The organism is Pseudomonas sp. P9_35 (genome assembly GCF_034008205.1).
Classification (GTDB): Bacteria; Pseudomonadota; Gammaproteobacteria; order Pseudomonadales; family Pseudomonadaceae; genus Aquipseudomonas; species Aquipseudomonas kilonensis.
On the sequence record NZ_CP125373.1, the window covers coordinates 137,645 to 156,487 of the forward strand.

Below are 18,843 nucleotides of genomic sequence, written 5' to 3' on the forward strand. Positions count from 1 at the left end.
CGAGCATACACAAGCCACGGGGCATCCCACACTGCCCCAGCTCATAAAAATACGGAAAAAAGTCGCTGTTTCATTGGGTGGCGACCCTTTCGAGCGAGTCCCGCCAACGCCTGTAGCCCATGACCCACCGGTCATCACCAAGCGGTCTTTTATCGGCTGATGCAAAGCTCGGTTTGCCCGGGGTGGCGCCGCACCCTAGAATGCCCCGATGCGCGATGATCTCTCCCTTCTGCTGAACTCCCTCAACGATGCCCAACGTCAGGCCGTAGCTGCCTCCGTGGGTCGTCAGTTGGTCCTGGCCGGTGCCGGCTCCGGTAAAACCCGAGTGCTGGTGCACCGTATCGCCTGGTTGATCCAGGTCGAGAACGCCTCGCCCCATTCGATCCTGTCGGTGACGTTCACCAACAAGGCCGCGGCCGAGATGCGCCACCGCATCGAACAACTGATGGGCATCAACCCTGCCGGCATGTGGGTCGGCACGTTCCACGGCCTGGCGCACCGCTTGTTGCGGGCGCATTGGCAGGAGGCCGGGCTGAGCCAGACCTTCCAGATCCTGGACAGCGACGACCAGCAACGCCTGATCAAGCGGGTGATCCGCGAGTTGGGCCTGGACGAGCAGCGCTGGCCGGCCCGCCAGGCGCAATGGTTCATCAACGGCCAGAAAGACGAAGGCCTACGCCCGCAACACATCCAGGCCAGCGGCGACCTGTTCCTGGCGACCATGCGCAGCATCTACGAAGCCTACGAGGCGGCGTGCCAGCGTGCCGGGGTCATCGACTTCTCCGAGCTGCTGCTACGGGCACTGGACCTGTGGCGCGACCACCCAGGCCTGCTGGCCCATTACCAGAAGCGCTTCCGGCATGTACTGGTGGACGAATTCCAGGACACCAACGCCGTGCAATACGCCTGGTTGCGCCTGCTTGCCAAGGGCGGCGACAGCCTGATGGTGGTGGGTGACGATGACCAGTCGATCTATGGCTGGCGCGGCGCCAAGATCGAGAACATTCACCAGTACTCGGCGGACTTCCCGGACGCCGAAGTCATCCGCCTGGAACAGAACTACCGCTCCACCGCCGGCATCCTCAAGGCCGCCAACGCCCTGATCGCCAACAACACCGGGCGCCTGGGCAAGGAGTTGTGGACCGACGGCGGCGAAGGCGAAGCGATCAACCTCTACGCCGCCTTCAACGAACACGATGAAGCCCGCTACGTGGTGGAAACCATCGAAAGCGCGCTGAAAACCGGCCTGGCCCGCAGCGACATCGCCATCCTGTACCGTTCCAACGCCCAGTCGCGGGTGCTGGAAGAGGCCTTGCTGCGCGAGCGAATCCCCTACCGCATCTATGGTGGCCAGCGCTTCTTCGAGCGTGCTGAAATCAAGAACGCCATGGCCTACCTGCGCCTGATCGAAGGACGCGGCAACGACGCGGCCCTGGAACGGGTGATCAACGTGCCGACGCGGGGCATTGGCGAGAAAACCGTCGAGGCGATTCGCGATCACGCGCGCCACAGCCATGTGTCCATGTGGGAAGCCATGCACCAACTGGTCGCCAACAAAGGCATGACCGGTCGCGCCGCCGGTGCGCTGAAGGCCTTCATGGACCTGATCGAAGACCTGGCCGCCAAGTGCGGGGAAATGCCTCTGCACTTGATGACCCAGACCGTCATCGAGCAGTCCGGCCTGATCGCCTACCACGAAGCGGAAAAAGGCGAGAAAGGCCAGGCCCGGGTGGAAAACCTTGAGGAACTGGTCAGCGCCGCGCGCAACTTCGAAAGCACCGAAGAAGACGAAGACCTGACGCCGCTGTCGGCCTTCCTGGGTCATGCCTCCCTGGAGGCCGGCGACACCCAGGCCGACGAACATGAAGACAGCATCCAGCTGATGACCCTGCACAGCGCCAAGGGCCTGGAATTTCCCTACGTGTTCCTCGTGGGTATGGAAGAAGGCCTGTTCCCTCACAAGATGAGCCTGGAGGAACCGGGACGCCTGGAGGAGGAACGGCGCCTGGCCTATGTTGGCATCACCCGCGCCATGCAGAATCTGGTGCTGACCTACGCCGAAACCCGACGTCTATATGGCAGCGAGACCTACAACAAGGTGTCGCGCTTCGTACGCGAAGTACCGAAAGGCCTGATTCAGGAAGTGCGGTTGTCCAACAGTGTCAGCCGTCCGTTCGGTGGCGGCCAGCAGCAAAGCACCAGCAGCCTGTTCGGCGGCAGCGACATCCCGGAAACCGGCTTCAGCCTCGGCCAGACCGTACGGCATTCGGTATTCGGCGACGGCGTGATCCTCAACTTCGAGGGCGCTGGCGCCCAGGCGCGGGTGCAGGTGAACTTCAGCGAAGGCAGCAAGTGGCTGATGCTGGGGTATGCCAAGCTGGAAGCAATCTAAAGATTTGCATAGAACCCTGTGGGAGCGAGCTTGCTCGCGATAGCGTTGGATCTGTCAATGTTGATGCTGACTGACACTCCGCTATCGCGAGCAAGCTCGCTCCCACAATTTGTTCGTTGGGCGCCGAAGTATCTCCGATAGAACTCATCCCCCTTTCCTACAGCCCAAAGCGAACAAGCCTTCTTGCACAGCCCAAGCTGAACCTAAGCTGTCACGCAAAAGCCAGAAACACTCTGTCGCTAGCCAGCAACAGTTCAGCTGTGCAACATGGCGCGCGTGCTATCCACAAATGGGAATGCCTTTATATGAAACGTTTTCTTAGCATCGCCATGGCGCTGTGCATTGGCCTGACGATGGCCATCGACGCCAATGCCGCCAAGCGCTTTGGCGGTGGTAAAAGCTCGGGCGCCGCCCCGACTCACCAAACCAGCCAGATGGCACCGTCCTCTGCCGCCGGTTCTACCGCTGCCACCGCAGGTGCTGCCGGTGCCGCGGGCGCGGCCACCAAGGCCAGCGGTGCTTCGCGCTGGCTCGGCCCCCTGGCCGGCATCGCCGCCGGTGGCCTGCTCGCCTCCATGTTCATGGGCGACGGCTTCCAGGGCATGCAGATCTTCGACATCCTGATCATGGCGGTCATCGCCTTCCTGGTCTTCCGCTTCATTGCCGCCCGTCGTCGCAAGCAGCAGGAGCAATTCGCACCAGCCGGCCATGCGCCGATGCAGCGTGAAGTGTTCAACCAGCAGCCCGCCAGCGGTTCGATCTTCGGTGGTTCGGCAGCGCCGGTGGCCGCTCGTCCGGTCATCAATGCGCCGGCCTGGTTCAACGAGCAACGCTTCATCGAAGCGGCACGCAGCCACTTCATGTCCCTGCAGCAACATTGGGACGCGAACGAAATGGACAAGATTGCCGAATTCGTGACCCCGCAACTGCTGGAGTTCCTCAAGCGCGAGCGGGCCGAACTAGGCGATGGCTTCCAGTCCACCTACATCGACAATCTGCACGTGCAACTGGACGGCGTCGACGATCGCGCCGACAAGACCATCGCCACCCTGACCTTCAGCGGTGTGTCGAAGGATTCTCGCTTCGACAAGGGCGAAGCGTTCAGCGAAAGCTGGAACATGGAACGTGCCCAGGGCGATGACCAGCCTTGGCTGGTAGCCGGTATCCGCCAGAACGGTTGAACCTTTACCCGTTTTGCATGTTGAAATAAAAGAACCCCGGCTCAGGCCGGGGTTTTCTATTTCGCAGTTGCATCTATAGCGAGCTACTGTATAAACCGCTCCATATAAAACCGCGCCATCGAGAAAGAGGATCCCCGGACGTGGAAGAAATCATCGAACAATTGCGTGAAGCCAACGAGCCCGTACCGGTCCCGCTGGAGTTGCCCGACGAAGACTTGCTGGTAGAGATCGAAGAGCAGCTGTTCATCGATATCCCATTCGTCTTCAGGGAGTTTTTGCTGACCGTCAGCGATGTCGTCTATGGCAGCCTGGAGCCGGTGACCGTCACCGATCCACAATCCCACACCTACCTGCCGGATGTGGCCGCCAATGCCTGGGATGCCGGAGTCGACCGCAGCCTGATCCCGATCTGCCAGGACGGCGACGATTACTATTGCGTCGAAGAAGACGGCACTGTGGTGCTGTGGCAGGCCGAGGAAGAGCTGGTCGCCGAAGAAACCTGGGAATCGGTCTGGCACTGGGCGCGGGACGTCTGGCTGGAAAGCTGAGCCCCATGGCCGGTCAATGCCCGGACGAGTCCTTGTGATTGTCCAGGGTTTCAAGCAAGGCCACCTGCATCCGTGTATGCAGGCGGATGAACCAGCGCCAGAGCAGTGCCGCCACGGCGGTCGCCACTACGGCGATCAGTACGAGCAACTTGTTGGTCGGCAGAATGCTGGCCGACAAGGCTGCCAATAGCAGGAAAATCACCAGCAGCGAGAGAATCGGGATCACTTCGGCGATCACCCGACGCACGCGCTGGGTGTGGCGGCCAGCCATCTCCGGCTTCACGCCCATCTCCGCCAACAGCATCGACAGCGCCTTGAGCTTGCGATAGGCGGCGATCAGGAACGGTAGCGACAGCAACAACGCCCCGCCCCAAATCAAGGCTTTCTGCCAGCTCGGGTCGCTGATCCACGCTTGCAGGTAAGCCGACATCCGCTCGGCGAAATATCCGCCCGAGACAAAAATCGCAATGACCAGCGCCAGGTTGACGCCGACCTGCAGCAAGATCCGCCGGATCATCGATGCCACCATCGCCCCTTCACCATGGGGCTGGATGCTGCGCAGCCATTCGCCATACATCCCCAGCACCCGCGTCAGCCGTTGCGGCATGACCGTCGCCAACTTGACGGACAGTGGGTCGGCGGCCCGGATCAGGTACGGCGTCAGCAGAGTGGTCAACACCGAGACGGCGACCGCAACCGGATAGAGGAAATCGCTGGTGACCTGCAGGGTCATCCCCAACGACGCGATGATGAAGGAGAATTCGCCGATCTGCGAAAGGCCCATCCCAACGCGCAGCGAGGTGCGTCCGTCGTTGCCGGCGATAAAGGCACCGAGGCCGCAGGACAACATCTTGCCGAGCACCACTGCGCCCGTGATCACCGCAATCGGCCAGGCGTACTGCAGCAATATCGCCGGATCGAGCATCAGCCCGATGGCGACAAAGAAGATCGCGCTGAACAGATCACGCACCGGCTCCACCAGCCGCTCGATTTTCAGCAGTTGCCGGGACTCAGCCATGATCGCACCGATCAGGAACGCCCCAAGCACCATGCTGTATTCCAGCTTCACCACCAGCAGGCAGAAGCCGAAACACAGACCCAACACGGTAATCAGCAGCATTTCGTTGCTGTCGAACTTCGCCACGTAGGCCAGCACCCTCGGCACCAGCAGAATGCCGATGACCAACGCGACGATCATGAACAACGACAACTTGCCGACTGTGGAAAATACCTCGCCGGAGCTCACGGTGCCGCTGACCGCAATGCTCGATAGCAAGGCGATGATGCCAATGCCCAGGATGTCCTCGACGATCAACACCCCGAAAATCAGCTGCGCGAAGCGCTCGTTCTTCATCTTCAGGTCGTTGAGGGCCTTGACGATGATGGTGGTGGAGGAAATGGCCAGGATCGCGCCGAGGAACAGCGAGTCCATGGTGCTCCACTCGAACCAGCGGCCGATTTCATAACCGATCCAGATCATCAGCACGATTTCGAGGAACGCCGCGATGAAGGCCGTGGCCCCAACCTTGAACAGTTTGCGCAGGCTGAACTCCAGGCCCAGGCAAAACATCAGGAAGATCACCCCGAGCTCGGCCAGGGTCTTGATCGTGTCTTCGTCGTGGATAAAACCGAACGGCGGCGTATGCGGGCCGATGATGAAGCCGGCTACGATGTAGCCCAATACCACCGGTTGCTTGAAACGATGAAAGAGCACGGTCACCAGCCCCGCTGCCATCATGATGATTGCCAAGTCTTGAATGAAACTGATGGCATGCATGTCGGAGCTCCCTGTTCAAATGACTCATCGCAGAGCTGGAGAAATCCATTTCCTCTGTAGGAATTGCCCTCACAACGGGCTTTTGAAGGGTAACACCGCGACTTCCGACAAAAAGACGGTGCAATATATGGAAACAGATCCATCGGCGCGTGACGGCAACCACAGGCGCAGCGTCCCGATATCGGTGGTTTTTAAAACCTGGTGACCTGTTGGCAGGCCACCCACCAGCACCCGCAGAGGTGCACTCCCGAATTGCTGCCTTGAACCGTGAGTACGTTATGGAACCCGGAAACGCCCAGCTGTCGATGACGGTGTTGATGACCCCCGATATGGCCAACTTCTCTGGCAATGTCCATGGCGGCACCTTGCTCAAATACCTCGACGAAGTCGCCTACGCCTGCGCCAGCCGCTACGCCGGGCGCTACGTGGTGACCCTGTCGGTTGACCAGGTCATCTTTCGTGAGCCGATTCATGTCGGCGAACTGGTGACCTTCCTGGCATCGGTGAACTACACCGGCAACACGTCGATGGAAGTGGGCATCAAAGTCGTGACCGAAAATATTCGCGAACGCTCGGTGCGCCACACCAACAGTTGCTTCTTCACCATGGTTGCGGTGGATGACCTGCGTAAACCCGCAGCCGTGCCGCCCTTGCAGCCGCAAAACAGCGAAGAAAAACGCCGCTACGAACAAGCCCAGCAACGCCGGCAGATTCGCCAGGAGCTGGAAAAGCGTTATCAGGACATCAAGGCAGACGGGCCTTAACCGACATGTGGGAGCGCGCTTGCTCGCGATGGCGGTCGATCAGTCAATATTGATGCTGACTGACACACCGCTATCGCGAGCAAGCTCGCTCCCACAGGAATTTTGCAGCATTTTCACGGGTGCGATCAGAGGCTGATCGGCACTGCCTCGAACCGCACCCGTGGATGGGCGATCCGGTCCTGGGCGCGGACCAGTTCCAGCTCATAGCTTGTGCAGGCCTGGGTTTCCAGCAGCACTTCATGCACCGCTGCGGCAGTGAATTCGAGCGCCGCCACCAGACTGTCCCCCAACAGTATCCGCGCCAGGAACAACCCTGACGTCAGGTCACCCACGCCCACCGGCTGACGCGGGAAAGCCAACAGCGGACGGCGCAGGTGCCAACTGCCATCAGCGGTCACCAGCAGCATTTCGAAGCTGTCATCCGGCTTGCCAGGGTAGGCCAGGTGCTTGACCAGCACCGCCTTCGGGCCACGGGCCAGCAACGCCCGGGCCATGGCCAGGCAATCGAGCAAAGATTGCGCCTTGCGTCCCGAAAAACTGTCCAGCTCCAGTTGGTTCGGGCACATGAGGTCCGCCACGGCAGCAGCTTCTTCCAGGAGAAACTCGCTCACCTCGGGCGCCACGATACAGCCCTTCTCTGGATGCCCCATGACCGGGTCACACAGGTACAGCGCCTTCGGATTGGCGGCCTTGATCCGCGCCACGCCCGTCAGAATCGCCCGCCCCTGAGCCGCGCTGCCCAGGTAACCGGACAACACCGCATCGCAGTGACCCAGCTCACCGATGGCCGCAATGCCTTCTACCAGTGCCGGTATCTGCTCTGGGGCCAGCACCTCCCCGGTCCATTGGCCATACTGGGTGTGATTGGAAAACTGCACGGTGTTGAGCGGCCAAACGTTCACGCCAACCCGCTGCATCGGAAACACTGCGGCGCTATTGCCGGCGTGTCCGAACACCACGTGGGACTGAATGGCAAGCAGATGAGGCGTACGTTTCATGCGGGAAGTTTCCGTAAAACGATTGAAATTCAAGCCGCGCAGTATGCGACTAAACGCAGCCTGTACGACAGACCGGCGAGACAGTTAAGCTGGCAGCAACTTGTTGGAGCACTTTGTTCATGCTGACCCTTGGAAACATTTTCGTGCTGATGCTGCTGGCTACCGGCGGCGCCTGGCTGTGGCACAACCATGGCTTGCGCGAACGGGCGTTGGCGAGGGTCATGCAGCATTGCGCCAACCTCAAGATCGAGCTGCTGGACGGCAACGTGGCGCTGAAAAAGATCGGTTTCGTGAAAGACGCCAGCGGACGACGACGGCTGGCTCGCGTCTACACCTTCGAGTTCACCGTCACCGGCGAAAGCCGTCATTCGGGCACCATCACTCAGTTTGGTGCCCACAGCGCACAAATAGAGCTGGCGCCCTACCCGATGCCCTTCGAAGAAACACCGCCAACGCCTATTGAACCGGTCCAGACCAGGCCCAGGGCTGAAGTCATCGAGTTGAGCCAATGGCGCCAGGAACACAACAAATGGAAGCCTTGAAACAGGGCTGACTCAAGCACACCGACAATTCACCAGCCCGGCTTGCAGGCGATCAACGTCTTGCACCTGATCGAAAATCAGCTCGATCCGAGAATCCTGGCGCCACTCACTGGCTTGCCAACCCAGCACCGCCCCCTCCAGCGCATTGGCTGAAACCCAACCACCGACGCTGTGGATAACCATCTTCGCCCGTTTCCAGTCCTGGCCTTGCAGCCATTGCGTCAGCGCCGCTGCGTCGAATTGCTGGCTGGGGTGCCAGCGCCAACCAATACTCCAGCCGCCTTCCTGCTGCTGATACAAGCAGATCGGCAGCGTCGGGTCGGACCAAATGGCCGGTATCTGGCCCAGGCTCTTCGGTAGATTCAAGTTATCCACAGCCCCACTGCCCCGAGCCGCAAGGCCTGGTAATCGATCGATCGGCAGCGCAGCCTGTTGCGTCCAGTACAACGCACGCCCTGGCAGTTGCGCCGTCAGCCGTTCGCGATCGGCTTGTGTGAGGGCCTCGGACTTGTTCAGCACCAGCAGTCCGGCATCCGCCAGGGTTTGTTGCTGCGCGTCGGGCAAGGGCTTGCCGTCCGCCATCGCCCGGGCGTCCAACACCAGCACACAGGGTTGCACCGCCAGCACACCGAGCCATGGCGCTTCGCTCAGCTGGCGCAGCAACTGCGCCGGATGACCCAGGCCCGAGGGTTCGATGAACAGCCGATCTGGCCGGGCCTTGCGCAGCAAACGCCCAAGACCGATCTGAAACGGCGCGCCGTTGACGCAGCACAAGCAGCCACCGGCCACTTCGCCCAGTGCGATACCATCGCCCGCCTGGGTCAGCAACGCGGCATCCAGGCCGATCTGGCCGAACTCATTGATCAGCACCGCCCAGCGCTCATTGGCCGGGCGCTGAGCCAGCAGATGCCTGATCAGGCTGGTCTTGCCGGCGCCCAAGGGACCGGCGATGACATGGGTGGGAATGTGCTGCAACATAATCGACGGCTTTCGATGGAGGTGAATATGCGAATGATCGGCTGGTTGTTACTGGCACTGACTTCGAACCAGGCATTGGCCCAGGCTTGTGTGGTCCACAGCCAGGCGGAGCGGCTCGATGTGAAAGTCTGCCAGCAGAACCGCAACATCCCGCAGAAGCTGTTTGCCGATGGTTTTTGCCAGCCAAACCTTGCCGGCCAGAAGGTCGAGGTGCAATACGTCGATCAATGCCCTGGCGGCGCGTTCGGCGTTTGCAGCAACGCTCAGGTCGCCAATATGCCTTACCGCCAGGATATTCACTATTACGGCGTGGCGACCGATGCCGCTTATCTGCAGCCCTTTTGCGAAGGGCAGAGCCAAGGCACCTGGCTCAAGCCTTAAGCCAGCCAATCCAGCGTGAGAATCAATCGACGCTCTCCCGGCGCGAGCTCCGGTGATCGATGGATCAGGCCAAGGCCTTCGTTGCCGTGCCATTTTTCGCCTTTAAGCAAACCCACATCACCGCGACGAAACTGCTGGATCACGCGCGGATCACTGGGCTCAGCCTCAGGCTCGGCAAGTCGTCGACGGTCCATGGCACCTTCCTCAAGCCACTGGCTGCCGACGCCCGCATAGGTGGTCAGCAGCCGCACCGGCACGTGGTCAACGTGAAAGCGCGGGCACATCGCCTTGTCCAGCGTGCGCAGGCGCAGGCCGACACGTTGGGCACCCAATAGGCAGGCAAATGCACTGACCAGCCAGGAGACATCGGCGATAAAGCCTTCATAGCCTTGCAGGTCGCTGAAACCTGCCGCGAGCCCTCGCAGCGCCGGCTGCGTGTCTTCCTCCGGCAACTCGAGCACGCGTGATTCGGCCAGCGACGGGTCCATCGCCAGCACCATGGCCGCAAAATCGCTGATGTGTGCAGGAAGCTGACGCTGCCAGACCGCCAGGTTGGTGCCGTCGTCCAGGATCTGCGTGAATACCCCTGGCGTATCACCTTGGGCCTGTCGTGCCTGCGTAGCCCTTTTCAGAGTGGGCGCCAGCATCACGCCGCGACCTCGTCATGCCACGTGCCGAACGGATCCGGCAACAGCCGCCAACTTTCAACACCGAGGGCCATTTCCGCGTCGGTGAGCAAGCAAGCGTCCAGTTCGGCGGTGAGCTGGCTGAAGTCGATGTCCTGACCAATGAACACCAGCTCCTGACGGCAATCGCCTGTGGCAGCGAGCCAGTTCTTCATGATCGCCGCTGTGCTCTCTTCATCCTGCGGCCATTGGTTTTTCGGCACGAACCGCCACCAGCGCCCGGCGAAACCATGCCGCATCAAGCCCCCGGCCTGGGACCAACTGCCCGCCTCCTCAGGTTTGCTGGCCAGCCAGAAGAACCCCTTGGAGCGCAGGAGTTTGCCGTTGGGCCATGGACGGTCGATGAAACTGAAAAAGCGCTCGGGATGAAACGGTCGGCGAGCCCGATAGGCGGTCGAGGCGATGCCATATTCCTCGGTTTCTGGCACGTGCTCGCCACGCAGCTCCTGCAGCCAGCCAGGGGCCTGGGCGGCGCGTTCGAAGTCAAAAAGGCCTGTGTCGAGGATCCGGCCCAGCGGCACCTGCCCCATGACCATGGGGAGGATCTGCGCCTGGGCGTTGAGGCGCTGCAGAATCGCGGTCAACTCTTCCCATTCATGCTGGCTGATCAGGTCGATCTTGCTGATCAGAATCACGTCGGCAAACTCGATCTGTTCGATCAGCAGGTCGGTGATCGAGCGTTCATCGTCCTCACCCAGGGTTTCACCCCGTGACGCAAGGCTTTCAGCGGCCTGGTAATCCAACAGGAAATTCACCCCATCGACCACCGTCACCATAGTGTCGAGTCGGGCCACATCGGCCAGGCTTCGGCCTTCTTCATCACGAAACGTGAAGGTTTCTGCCACCGGCAACGGTTCGGAAATGCCTGTGGATTCGATCAACAGATAATCGAAACGCCCTTCCCTGGCGAGTTGCCCGACCTCTTCGAGCAAGTCCTCGCGCAACGTGCAGCAGATACAGCCGTTGCTCATTTCCACCAGTTTTTCTTCAGAACGACTCAGGGTGACATCTCGCTGGACTTCGCTGCCATCGAGGTTGATCTCGCTCATATCGTTGACGATCACCGCCACTCGCAGATTGTCGCGATTACGCAAGACGTGGTTGAGCAGTGTGCTTTTACCGGCACCGAGGAATCCGGAAAGCACGGTTACAGGAAGACGATTGGGCATCAGGTATATCCTCATCGGGCGGCCGCTTCGACTACGGCTCGTTTCCAGGGTTTGGCTAGATTCAGGGGCATAGTTATTTATGTTATAGTATAACAACGCAATTCAACCAGCCCCCGCGTCCCTCATTGGCCTGAGATCACTCCATGCGCAATCATCTGAAATTCGTATTGGCGAGCCCGTTGTTGCTGTGGGTGTTAAGCGCTTCGGCCCAAACCTCTCTCCTGGCGAACTGCACCCGCAGTGCAAATCTGCTGGCGTGCGTGGACATCCAGGGCAATGCCTACAGCGTCGCAACGGCGGGAAACACCATTTATTTACGAGGTTTTGAAGCCGCCAGTCGTCGTTATTGGGCGCAAACAAACAGCCGCTACGGTCAGCTCACCTTCTTTACTGGCGTGGCGTCGGATGGAGAAAGCTGGGTCGGATACACCCGGCGAGTGGGCTGGACGACCCTCAATCGTTTCTCGAGTTCGGGCGGTAGCACTGGCACATTTGTATGCGGACGCATGAACGGTTGCCAGGATTCATCGCGCTGATGTTTCACGTGGAACGTGAACGTTTGGGGAGATGAAACTCCTTTCATGGAAAAGGTTTCTTTAAATCAGTTGTTATACTATAACATCTAATTTTGAACCTTCGATGGACCTTGACCATGAACGCGTTAACCCTGCCCGACATCGCTGCGCAGGCTTCACGTCAAACCCTGCCCCTTGATTGGGTGGGCATGTGTGGCATCGCAACGCCGGTGTTGATTGACGGCCAACGTCTCAGTGCAACGGCCGACGCAGGTGTCAGCCTTGATGACGGTGAGGCGCGCGGCATTCACATGTCACGTTTATACCTGGCGCTGGAGTTGCTCGAAGAGACGACGCTTTCGCCAGCCTTATTGCGCCGAATCCTCCAGCAATTTCTCGACAGCCACGAAGGCTTGTCCCACGCAGCATCGCTCAGTGTGCATGCCGATCTTCTGCTCAAGCGTCCGGCACTTATCAGCCCGCTGATGGGTTGGAAACGCTATCCGGTGAGCATCGAAGCCCACTTGAAAAACGCAATGTTCCACGTGGAACTGAACATCCAGATTCCCTATTCATCCACCTGCCCTTGTTCGGCCGCACTTGCCCGGCAGTTGATCCAACAGCAATTCGTCGACGACTTTGCTAACAAGAAACTTGAGCACGCCGAGATCCTGGCCTGGCTAGGTTCATCAAACGGCATCGTTGCCACCCCTCATAGCCAACGCAGTACGGCGATCCTGACCCTGCGCCTGAATGCCAATGCCGACGATTTGCCGCTGCAGTCTTTCATCAACGAAGCCGAAGCAGCCCTCGGCACCGCTGTGCAAACCGCCGTCAAGCGCGCCGATGAACAGGCCTTCGCCCTGGCCAACGGCCAAAACCTGATGTTCTGCGAAGACGCCGCGCGGCGATTAAGCACGGCCCTGAGCCGGTCACCCGACATTGTTGCGCTGAATGTGCGCGTCGTTCACGCCGAAAGCCTGCATGCCCATGACGCCGTGGCGCAAAGCCGCTGGACCCGGGAGGCATCATGATCAACTGCCAAGCGCTGCGCTGGGGCGCACCCGGACACCCTCTCACCCCGCCGCTCGCGATGCAGCGACCGGCCGGCAGTCTCACCGCCATCATCGGTGCCAACGGTTCGGGAAAAAGCAGTCTGTTGAAAGTGCTCGCGGGATTACAGAAACCGCTCTCCGGCAAAGTCACCTTGGATGTTCCACGCCGTGGTGGGGTTTCGTTCATGCCCCAGCAGCAACATCTGGATCGGCAATTCCCCATCAGTTTGCAAGAGTTGGTGGCCGCCGGTTCCTGGGGCAATCGACACACGCCGGCCATGCGCAGGCAGTTGCTCCAGACCGTACTGGCCGACTGGGCGCTGACCGGCCTCGAACATCGTCCGCTAATGGCGCTGTCTGGAGGCGAGCTGCAACGCGCCCTGCTCGCTCGCCTGAGCCTGGCCGAAGCGCCGCTGCTGTTGCTCGACGAACCCCACGCCGCCCTCGACGAACAGGGCCAGGCGCTGTTGTGGAAACACCTCCATCACTGGCATGCCCAGGGCCGAACCGTCGTGGTGGTATGCCATGATCTGGCAGCGGTGCGCCAACATATCCCCCATACGTTGCTGATCAGCAACACCGGCTGCGTGCTGGGCCGCAGCGTCGACTTGATCGCTCAACAACCCCACACGTGGGTGGCCTGATGCTTGCGGCCGCTCATCTCTGGCAACCGTTTCAAGAGTTTGTCTTCATGCGCCGGGCCTTGCTTGGCGGCCTGGTGCTGGCGTGCAGCACAGCGCCGTTGGGCGTGTTCCTGATTCTTCGGCGCATGAGCCTGATTGGTGACGCCGTCGCGCACGGCATTCTGCCTGGCGCCGCCCTGGGTTTCTGGTTTGCCGGGCTGAGCCTGCCCGCCCTGACCATTGGCGGCCTGGGCGCGGGCCTGAGCATGGCCGGGCTCGCCGCCTGGATTACCCGACGTACCGGTCTAAGGGAGGACGCCAGCCTCGCGGCGATTTATCCCATTTCCCTGGCGGCCGGTGTGTTGATCCTCGGCATGGCCGGTAAACGCCTGGACTTGCTTCACTTGCTGTTCGGCTCGGCGCTGGCGGTAGACGGCCCAACACTCACCGGCATGCTCTGGGTGTCCGGCGCAAGCCTGTTGGCGATGACCTTGATTTACCGCCCGTTGCTGCTAGACACCTTGGACCCGCTGTTCCTGCAAACCGTCAGTCGTCTCGGCCCGTTGGCCCATGGCGTATTCCTGACCCTGGTGGTGTTGAACCTGGTGATCGGCTTCCAGGCCATCGGTGCGCTGATGGTGGTCGGCCTGATGATGTTGCCAGCCGCCACGTCGCGATTCTGGAGCCGTCGCCTGCCACTGCTGATGCTGATCGCGGCGCTGCTTGGTTGCCTCTCGGTGTGGTTTGGCCTGTTGTTGTCCTTCTATTACTCACTGCCCAGCGGGCCGTCCATCGTACTGGTGGCGGGCGCGTTGTACCTGCTGTCGGTGGTATTCGGGCCGGTGCACGGCTTGCTGCGCCGCCCGCCTTTGCTCACATCCCAATGAGGTGTTTCCCGATGCGCGTACTGCTCGTGCTATTCAGTCTGATGCTGTCCATGTCCCTGTCCGCCGCCGAAAAGCTCCAGGTGGTGACCAGCTTCAGCATCCTCGCCGACATGACCCGACAGGTCGGCGGTGAGCATATCGAAATCACCAACATGGTCGGGCCGGACGCCGACGCACACACTTACGAACCCACGCCAGACGACGCCAAGGCATTGCTCAAGGCAAAACTGATCATCAAGAACGGACTGGGCTTCGAGCCATGGTTGGATCGCCTGGTGACCAGCACTGAAACCACTGCCCCGGTGGTCAGCGCCAGCCGCGGCGTCATTCCGCGTTCACTGGATGAGGATGGCGAGACCATCCCCGACCCGCACGCCTGGCACAACCTGGCGAACGCCGAGCTGTATGTCAGCAACATCACCAAGGCATTGGAAGCTGCCGACCCGGCCAACAAGGCCGACTACGAACGCAACAGCCAGGCGTACCTGAAGAAAATCTATGCCCTGCTCGCCGAAGCCAGGGCCAAGCTCGGTGCATTGCCTGCCGGCAATCGCAAGATCGTGACCTCCCACGATGCATTCGGTTACCTGGGCCAAGCCTATGGCATCGAGTTCATGGCGCCCCAGGGCTTATCCACAGAGCGTGAACCGTCGGCGGCAGAAGTCGCGGCACTGATTACCCAGATCCGTCAGGCGAAGGTCAAAGCGGTGTTCATGGAAAACATCAAGGACGCACGCCTGCTCAAGCAGATCGCCGACGAGAGCGGCGCGCACATCGGCGGTACGCTGTACTCCGATGCACTCGCCACTAGCGGACCGGCCAGCACTTTTACTGGTCTTTTCGAATACAACCTCAATACGTTGTATGAGGCGCTGAGTCGGCCTTGATCAAGCACTTGTGGCAAGGCTTGCCCTGATCGAGCACTTGTGGGAGCAAGGCTTGCCCGCGATGAACGATAACGCGCTTGGCGGTTGACCAAGTTGCCCGCATCGCGAGCAAGCTTTGCTCCCACAGGTTCACCAAGAGATTACCTCATACCCGATTCAAGCCCTCGGCTTGACCGTCCCGCACTCCTGCCCCAGCCATACCGCGCGCGTGTCGAGGCTGCCGTTCTGCTGGATGCCGGTGGCATTGAACGTGCCGTTGACCTTGGTGGTGAATTCACGATCGCTCTGGAACGTCGCGACGCCATTGCCCTGGGCTTTCGGGCAACTGAAGCGAAACTTCCACTGATTGCCGGTACGCTCGGTGATCTGCTGCTTGCAACCCGATTGCGGGTCTTGCAGCGGAATGTCATTGGTTTGCACCTGAGCCGGGGTCAGGCAGACACGGATGCCTTTACCGCCCATGGTGATGCCCTGCTTTTCCAGCATCGCCCGTTGCTCCGGCGTCATCTGGTTCTGCACCTGGCCCAGGATCAGTTGCAGGTCCGGCAGGTTCTGGTTATCGACCTTCATGTTGCTGGTGGTCAGCTCCCATAAACCCGGCTGGAGCATCTGCGCCTGAGCCGCCATCGGAACCGACAACCCCATTGCCAAGGCCACACCCAGCAGACGAACATTCATTGCATAAACTCCAGAGGACAAGTGGCCGTTAGACGCCGCCCACAGGCTTCGGTTCAGGCCCGGGACGAGTGAATTAAATAGCGACATTCGCCATGGAACATGGTCTGTTAAGCATTGAAACTTCCGGAGCAAGAATGCCCCATGGATTATTTCGGCCCGCATGTTTTCGGTTACCTGATCGCGCTGCTCCACACCCTGGGTTCCATTGCCGCCGTCCACGCTGTATTGACGGTGCGCACGGCCCAAGGCTCGATTGCCTGGGCCCTGTCGCTGCTGTTCATTCCCTACCTGACGTTGATCCCTTACCTGGTTTTCGGGCGCAGCACCTTTGATGGCTACATCAAGGCGCGCCGACAAGCCAACGAAGAGATGCGCAAGGCGATCTCCGAGCTGAACTGGCGGCCGTGGGTTGAAGAAGCTTTGACCGCCCGTGCCTCCCAGGCCTACGACTCGCTACGGGCCATGCCCAAGCTGGGGCGCACACCGTGCCTGGCGAACAATCAGGTGCGTTTGCTCGTCAATGGGCAGGCCACGTTCGAGGCAATCTTCCAGGCCATTGATAACGCACGGCAGGCCGTGCTGATTCAATTTTTCATCATCCACGACGACCGCCTCGGCCTACGCCTGCAGACACTGCTTCTGAAAAAAGCCGCCGAAGGCGTGGCGGTGTATCTGCTTTACGACCGCATTGGCAGCCACTCCCTGCCCCACCGCTACGTCCAGGCGCTGCGCGACGGTGGTGTCCACGTGAAAGCCTTCGCCACCCGCAGCGGCTGGCTCAATCGGTTCCAGGTCAACTTTCGCAACCACCGCAAGATCGTGGCGGTGGATGGCGTTCTAGGCTTCGTTGGCGGGCACAACGTGGGCGATGAATACATGGGCGAAAAGCCGCCCCTGGCGCCGTGGCGCGACACCCATGTCGAAGTCTGCGGCCCGGTGGTGGGGAGTATGCAAGAGTCGTTTGCCGAGGACTGGTTCTGGGCGGCCCGTTCGCTGCCACCGCTGATCCTGCCAGACACCTACCCGGACGACGGTGTGCTCTGCCAGTTGCTGACCAGCGGCCCGGCCGATGCCTACGAAACCTGTTCGCTGTTTTTCGTCGAAGCTATCCATGCGGCCAGCGAGCGAGTCTGGATCACAACGCCTTACTTCATCCCTGACGAAGCGGTGTTCGCGGCCTTGCGCCTGGCGGTGCTGCGCGGGGTGGACGTGCGCATCCTGCTGCCCTCGCGGCCGGACCACAAGATCGTCTACGCCGCGTCCAGCCTGTATGCGTTTGAAGCGGTGCGGGCCGGTGTGCGGATGTTCCGTTACGCGCCGGGTTTCCTGCATCAGAAAGTGGTGCTGATCGACCGGGAAATCAGCGCCATCGGCAGTGCGAACCTGGACAACCGTTCGTTCCGCCTGAATTTCGAAGTCATGCTGCTCACGGTGGATATCCCGTTTGCCACCGAGGTCGAGCAGATGCTTGAGCAGGACTTCGCCCAAGCCGTGGAAATCGACAAACAGGAAAGCCGGGAGACCCACCGCCTGCAGAAGATCGGCATGCGGATCGCCCGGCTTATTTCCCCGATTCTCTAAGGCGTGTAGATGTCGTCGCGGGTCCAGGGCAACTCATGGCTACCGTCGGCGTGGGCCTTCACCGCCAGGATCTGGTGCAAATTGATCCAGCCCTTGGCGAACGCGTAGGCACAGCCGGCCAGGTACAGACGCCAGATCCGCAACGCCTGTTCCGGTACTTCCTTCGCGGCGGCCTCGAGATTGTCCTCCAAGCGTTCACTCCAGTGATCGAGCGTGCGCGCGTAATGCAGGCGCAGGCTTTCCACGTCGACGATCTCCAGCCCCGCTTCGCTGATCTCGGCAGAGATCATCGACAGGTGCGGCAGCTCGCCGTTGGGGAATACATACTTCTCGATGAATTCACCGGCGCCACGACCGACCGGACGACCGTCGGTGTGCTTGGCGGTGATGCCATGGTTCATCACCAACCCGCCCTCCCGCACCGCGCCGAACAACGTCTTGCAGTACTGCTCGAGGTTGGCGTGGCCAACATGCTCGAACATGCCGACGCTGACCACTTTGTCGAAGCGACCGTCCTGGGGCAGGTCGCGGTAGTCCAGCAATTGCAACTCGACCAGATCCTCCAGGCCTTCGGCCTTGACCCGTTCCCGAGCCAGTGCCAGCTGCGCCTTGCTCAGGGTAATCCCGAAGACTTTGGCACCAAACTCCCGCGCGGCGTAACGCGCCAGACCGCCCCACCCGCAACCGACATCCAGCAAATAGTCACCCGGCTGCAATCGCAGCTTGCGGCACAAGTGGCGGAATTTTGCTTGCTGGGCCTGTTCGAGGGTTTCACTGCCCGTCTCGAAATAGGCACAGGAATAGGCCATGTCGCTGTCGAGCCACAGCTGATAGAACGCGTTGGAAAGATCGTAGTGATAGGAAATCGCCTTGGCGTCGGTTTCCTTGTCGTGGAGCGAGCGAACCGGCTGGTTGTCGGCGTCATCCTCGATCAAGGCCTGGCTCCATTCATCGCAGACACGAATGACTTCGTGAATCGAACCTTCGAGTTCCAGTTTGCCTTCGACGAAGGCCGCTCCTAGCGCATCCAGGCTGGGATGGGTGAATTGCGCGACCATTTGTGGGTCCTTGACCACGATCGTGACACTGGGGTCGTCACCCAGTGAAAATTCATGGCCATCCCAGAGCCGCAGCCGAAGCGGTAGATGCAGATTCTGTAAGGCCGGTGGAAGTTGCGCGAGCATGAAAAATCCCCCTTATT

Annotated in this window: 19 protein-coding genes; 12 read left to right on the forward strand and 7 right to left on the reverse strand. The window is 60.5% G+C overall.

What is annotated here, in order from left to right; all coding sequences use genetic code 11:
* The first annotated feature begins 208 nt into the window (after positions 1-208).
* The 3 genes from uvrD (at position 209) to QMK47_RS00565 (ending at position 4,121) form a co-directional block, all read left to right on the forward strand.
* Positions 209-2,392 carry a DNA helicase II gene (gene uvrD, locus QMK47_RS00555; RefSeq protein ID WP_320389646.1) on the forward strand — a complete coding sequence of 728 codons (2,184 nt, stop codon included), beginning with the start codon at positions 209-211 and terminating at the stop codon, positions 2,390-2,392.
* Between the two features lie 305 nt (positions 2,393-2,697).
* Positions 2,698-3,573, forward strand: a complete 876-nt coding sequence (locus tag QMK47_RS00560) for a Tim44 domain-containing protein (RefSeq protein ID WP_013694601.1) — start codon at positions 2,698-2,700, stop codon at positions 3,571-3,573.
* Between the two features lie 140 nt (positions 3,574-3,713).
* On the forward strand, positions 3,714-4,121 hold the full coding sequence (locus tag QMK47_RS00565; RefSeq protein WP_024616886.1) for an SMI1/KNR4 family protein: 408 nt from the start codon (positions 3,714-3,716) through the stop codon (positions 4,119-4,121).
* 13 nt (positions 4,122-4,134) lie between these two features.
* Here the strand turns inward: QMK47_RS00565 and QMK47_RS00570 are convergent, their stop codons facing one another.
* On the reverse strand, positions 4,135-5,898 hold the full coding sequence (locus QMK47_RS00570; RefSeq protein ID WP_214511078.1) for a cation:proton antiporter: 1,764 nt from the start codon (positions 5,896-5,898) through the stop codon (positions 4,135-4,137).
* 278 nt (positions 5,899-6,176) lie between these two features.
* Between QMK47_RS00570 and QMK47_RS00575 the strand changes: the two genes are divergently transcribed.
* Positions 6,177-6,662, forward strand: coding sequence for an acyl-CoA thioesterase (locus tag QMK47_RS00575; protein WP_003206993.1), 486 nt, complete (start codon positions 6,177-6,179; stop codon positions 6,660-6,662).
* A 125-nt stretch (positions 6,663-6,787) separates the two neighbouring features.
* Here the strand turns inward: QMK47_RS00575 and pdxY are convergent, their stop codons facing one another.
* The gene (gene pdxY / locus QMK47_RS00580) at positions 6,788-7,660 is read right to left on the reverse strand and encodes a pyridoxal kinase PdxY (protein WP_053186240.1); all 873 of its coding nucleotides are present in this window, start codon (positions 7,658-7,660) and stop codon (positions 6,788-6,790) included.
* A gap of 119 nt (positions 7,661-7,779) precedes the next feature.
* Here pdxY and QMK47_RS00585 point away from each other — a divergent pair, with 119 nt between their 5' ends.
* Positions 7,780-8,202, forward strand: a complete 423-nt coding sequence (locus tag QMK47_RS00585) for a DUF3301 domain-containing protein (RefSeq protein ID WP_024616883.1) — start codon at positions 7,780-7,782, stop codon at positions 8,200-8,202.
* Positions 8,203-8,214: 12 nt separating this feature from the next.
* Here QMK47_RS00585 and QMK47_RS00590 read toward each other — a convergent pair whose 3' ends face one another.
* Positions 8,215-9,180: a CobW-like GTP-binding protein gene (locus QMK47_RS00590; protein WP_320389647.1), complete on the reverse strand. Its 966-nt coding sequence runs from the start codon at positions 9,178-9,180 to the stop codon at positions 8,215-8,217.
* A gap of 27 nt (positions 9,181-9,207) precedes the next feature.
* On the opposite strand from QMK47_RS00590, the gene QMK47_RS00595 reads away from it, so the two are divergent.
* Positions 9,208-9,561 (forward strand): hypothetical protein, encoded by a 354-nt coding sequence (locus QMK47_RS00595; protein ID WP_014340943.1) that lies wholly within the window; start codon positions 9,208-9,210, stop codon positions 9,559-9,561.
* Here the strand turns inward: QMK47_RS00595 and QMK47_RS00600 are convergent.
* Both QMK47_RS00600 and zigA read right to left on the reverse strand, forming a co-directional pair.
* Positions 9,558-10,208 carry a DUF1826 domain-containing protein gene (locus tag QMK47_RS00600; protein ID WP_320390558.1) on the reverse strand — a complete coding sequence of 217 codons (651 nt, stop codon included), beginning with the start codon at positions 10,206-10,208 and terminating at the stop codon, positions 9,558-9,560. The two genes, QMK47_RS00595 and QMK47_RS00600, sit on opposite strands and share 4 nt — an antisense overlap.
* Positions 10,208-11,416 (reverse strand): zinc metallochaperone GTPase ZigA, encoded by a 1,209-nt coding sequence (gene zigA / locus QMK47_RS00605; protein ID WP_320389648.1) that lies wholly within the window; start codon positions 11,414-11,416, stop codon positions 10,208-10,210. The genes QMK47_RS00600 and zigA overlap by 1 nt, the downstream gene beginning before the upstream one ends.
* 143 nt (positions 11,417-11,559) lie before the next feature.
* Between zigA and QMK47_RS00610 the strand changes: the two genes are divergently transcribed.
* The 5 genes from QMK47_RS00610 to QMK47_RS00630 all read left to right on the forward strand — a co-directional run bounded on the left by QMK47_RS00610 (position 11,560) and on the right by QMK47_RS00630 (position 15,383).
* Positions 11,560-11,952, forward strand: a complete 393-nt coding sequence (locus QMK47_RS00610; RefSeq protein WP_320389649.1) for a glutamine synthetase — start codon at positions 11,560-11,562, stop codon at positions 11,950-11,952.
* A 116-nt stretch (positions 11,953-12,068) separates the two neighbouring features.
* Complete coding sequence (gene folE2 / locus QMK47_RS00615) at positions 12,069-12,965, forward strand: GTP cyclohydrolase FolE2 (protein WP_320389650.1); 897 nt, start codon at positions 12,069-12,071, stop codon at positions 12,963-12,965.
* Complete coding sequence (locus tag QMK47_RS00620; RefSeq protein WP_320389651.1) at positions 12,962-13,630, forward strand: metal ABC transporter ATP-binding protein; 669 nt, start codon at positions 12,962-12,964, stop codon at positions 13,628-13,630. The genes folE2 and QMK47_RS00620 overlap by 4 nt, the downstream gene beginning before the upstream one ends.
* A complete protein-coding gene (locus tag QMK47_RS00625; protein WP_320389652.1) occupies positions 13,630-14,496 on the forward strand; it encodes a metal ABC transporter permease in 867 nt (288 codons plus the stop codon). The genes QMK47_RS00620 and QMK47_RS00625 overlap by 1 nt, the downstream gene beginning before the upstream one ends.
* Before the next feature lie 11 nt (positions 14,497-14,507).
* Positions 14,508-15,383, forward strand: coding sequence for a metal ABC transporter substrate-binding protein (locus tag QMK47_RS00630; protein ID WP_320389653.1), 876 nt, complete (start codon positions 14,508-14,510; stop codon positions 15,381-15,383).
* A 156-nt stretch (positions 15,384-15,539) separates the two neighbouring features.
* On the opposite strand, the gene QMK47_RS00635 is transcribed toward QMK47_RS00630, so the two are convergent.
* Positions 15,540-16,061, reverse strand: coding sequence for a DUF3617 domain-containing protein (locus tag QMK47_RS00635; RefSeq protein WP_214511090.1), 522 nt, complete (start codon positions 16,059-16,061; stop codon positions 15,540-15,542).
* A gap of 141 nt (positions 16,062-16,202) precedes the next feature.
* On the opposite strand from QMK47_RS00635, the gene cls reads away from it, so the two are divergent.
* Positions 16,203-17,642 carry a cardiolipin synthase gene (gene cls / locus QMK47_RS00640; RefSeq protein WP_214511091.1) on the forward strand — a complete coding sequence of 480 codons (1,440 nt, stop codon included), beginning with the start codon at positions 16,203-16,205 and terminating at the stop codon, positions 17,640-17,642.
* On the opposite strand, the gene cfaB is transcribed toward cls, so the two are convergent.
* A complete protein-coding gene (cfaB, locus tag QMK47_RS00645) occupies positions 17,639-18,826 on the reverse strand; it encodes a C17 cyclopropane fatty acid synthase CfaB (protein ID WP_253470505.1) in 1,188 nt (395 codons plus the stop codon). The two genes, cls and cfaB, sit on opposite strands and share 4 nt — an antisense overlap.
* Between the last annotated feature and the right edge of the window lie 17 nt (positions 18,827-18,843).

Coding starts and splice junctions, on each gene's coding strand:
- uvrD (WP_320389646.1), top strand. CDS start 209: ATGCGCGATGATCTCTCCCTTCTGCTGAACTCCCTCAACGATGCCCAA.
- QMK47_RS00560 (WP_013694601.1), top strand. CDS start 2,698: ATGAAACGTTTTCTTAGCATCGCCATGGCGCTGTGCATTGGCCTGACG.
- QMK47_RS00570 (WP_214511078.1), bottom strand. CDS start 5,898: ATGCATGCCATCAGTTTCATTCAAGACTTGGCAATCATCATGATGGCA.
- QMK47_RS00575 (WP_003206993.1), top strand. CDS start 6,177: ATGGAACCCGGAAACGCCCAGCTGTCGATGACGGTGTTGATGACCCCC.
- pdxY (WP_053186240.1), bottom strand. CDS start 7,660: ATGAAACGTACGCCTCATCTGCTTGCCATTCAGTCCCACGTGGTGTTC.
- QMK47_RS00585 (WP_024616883.1), top strand. CDS start 7,780: ATGCTGACCCTTGGAAACATTTTCGTGCTGATGCTGCTGGCTACCGGC.
- QMK47_RS00590 (WP_320389647.1), bottom strand. CDS start 9,180: ATGTTGCAGCACATTCCCACCCATGTCATCGCCGGTCCCTTGGGCGCC.
- QMK47_RS00595 (WP_014340943.1), top strand. CDS start 9,208: ATGCGAATGATCGGCTGGTTGTTACTGGCACTGACTTCGAACCAGGCA.
- QMK47_RS00600 (WP_320390558.1), bottom strand. CDS start 10,208: ATGCTGGCGCCCACTCTGAAAAGGGCTACGCAGGCACGACAGGCCCAA.
- zigA (WP_320389648.1), bottom strand. CDS start 11,416: ATGCCCAATCGTCTTCCTGTAACCGTGCTTTCCGGATTCCTCGGTGCC.
- QMK47_RS00610 (WP_320389649.1), top strand. CDS start 11,560: ATGCGCAATCATCTGAAATTCGTATTGGCGAGCCCGTTGTTGCTGTGG.
- folE2 (WP_320389650.1), top strand. CDS start 12,069: ATGAACGCGTTAACCCTGCCCGACATCGCTGCGCAGGCTTCACGTCAA.
- QMK47_RS00620 (WP_320389651.1), top strand. CDS start 12,962: ATGATCAACTGCCAAGCGCTGCGCTGGGGCGCACCCGGACACCCTCTC.
- QMK47_RS00625 (WP_320389652.1), top strand. CDS start 13,630: ATGCTTGCGGCCGCTCATCTCTGGCAACCGTTTCAAGAGTTTGTCTTC.
- QMK47_RS00630 (WP_320389653.1), top strand. CDS start 14,508: ATGCGCGTACTGCTCGTGCTATTCAGTCTGATGCTGTCCATGTCCCTG.
- QMK47_RS00635 (WP_214511090.1), bottom strand. CDS start 16,061: ATGAATGTTCGTCTGCTGGGTGTGGCCTTGGCAATGGGGTTGTCGGTT.
- cls (WP_214511091.1), top strand. CDS start 16,203: ATGGATTATTTCGGCCCGCATGTTTTCGGTTACCTGATCGCGCTGCTC.
- cfaB (WP_253470505.1), bottom strand. CDS start 18,826: ATGCTCGCGCAACTTCCACCGGCCTTACAGAATCTGCATCTACCGCTT.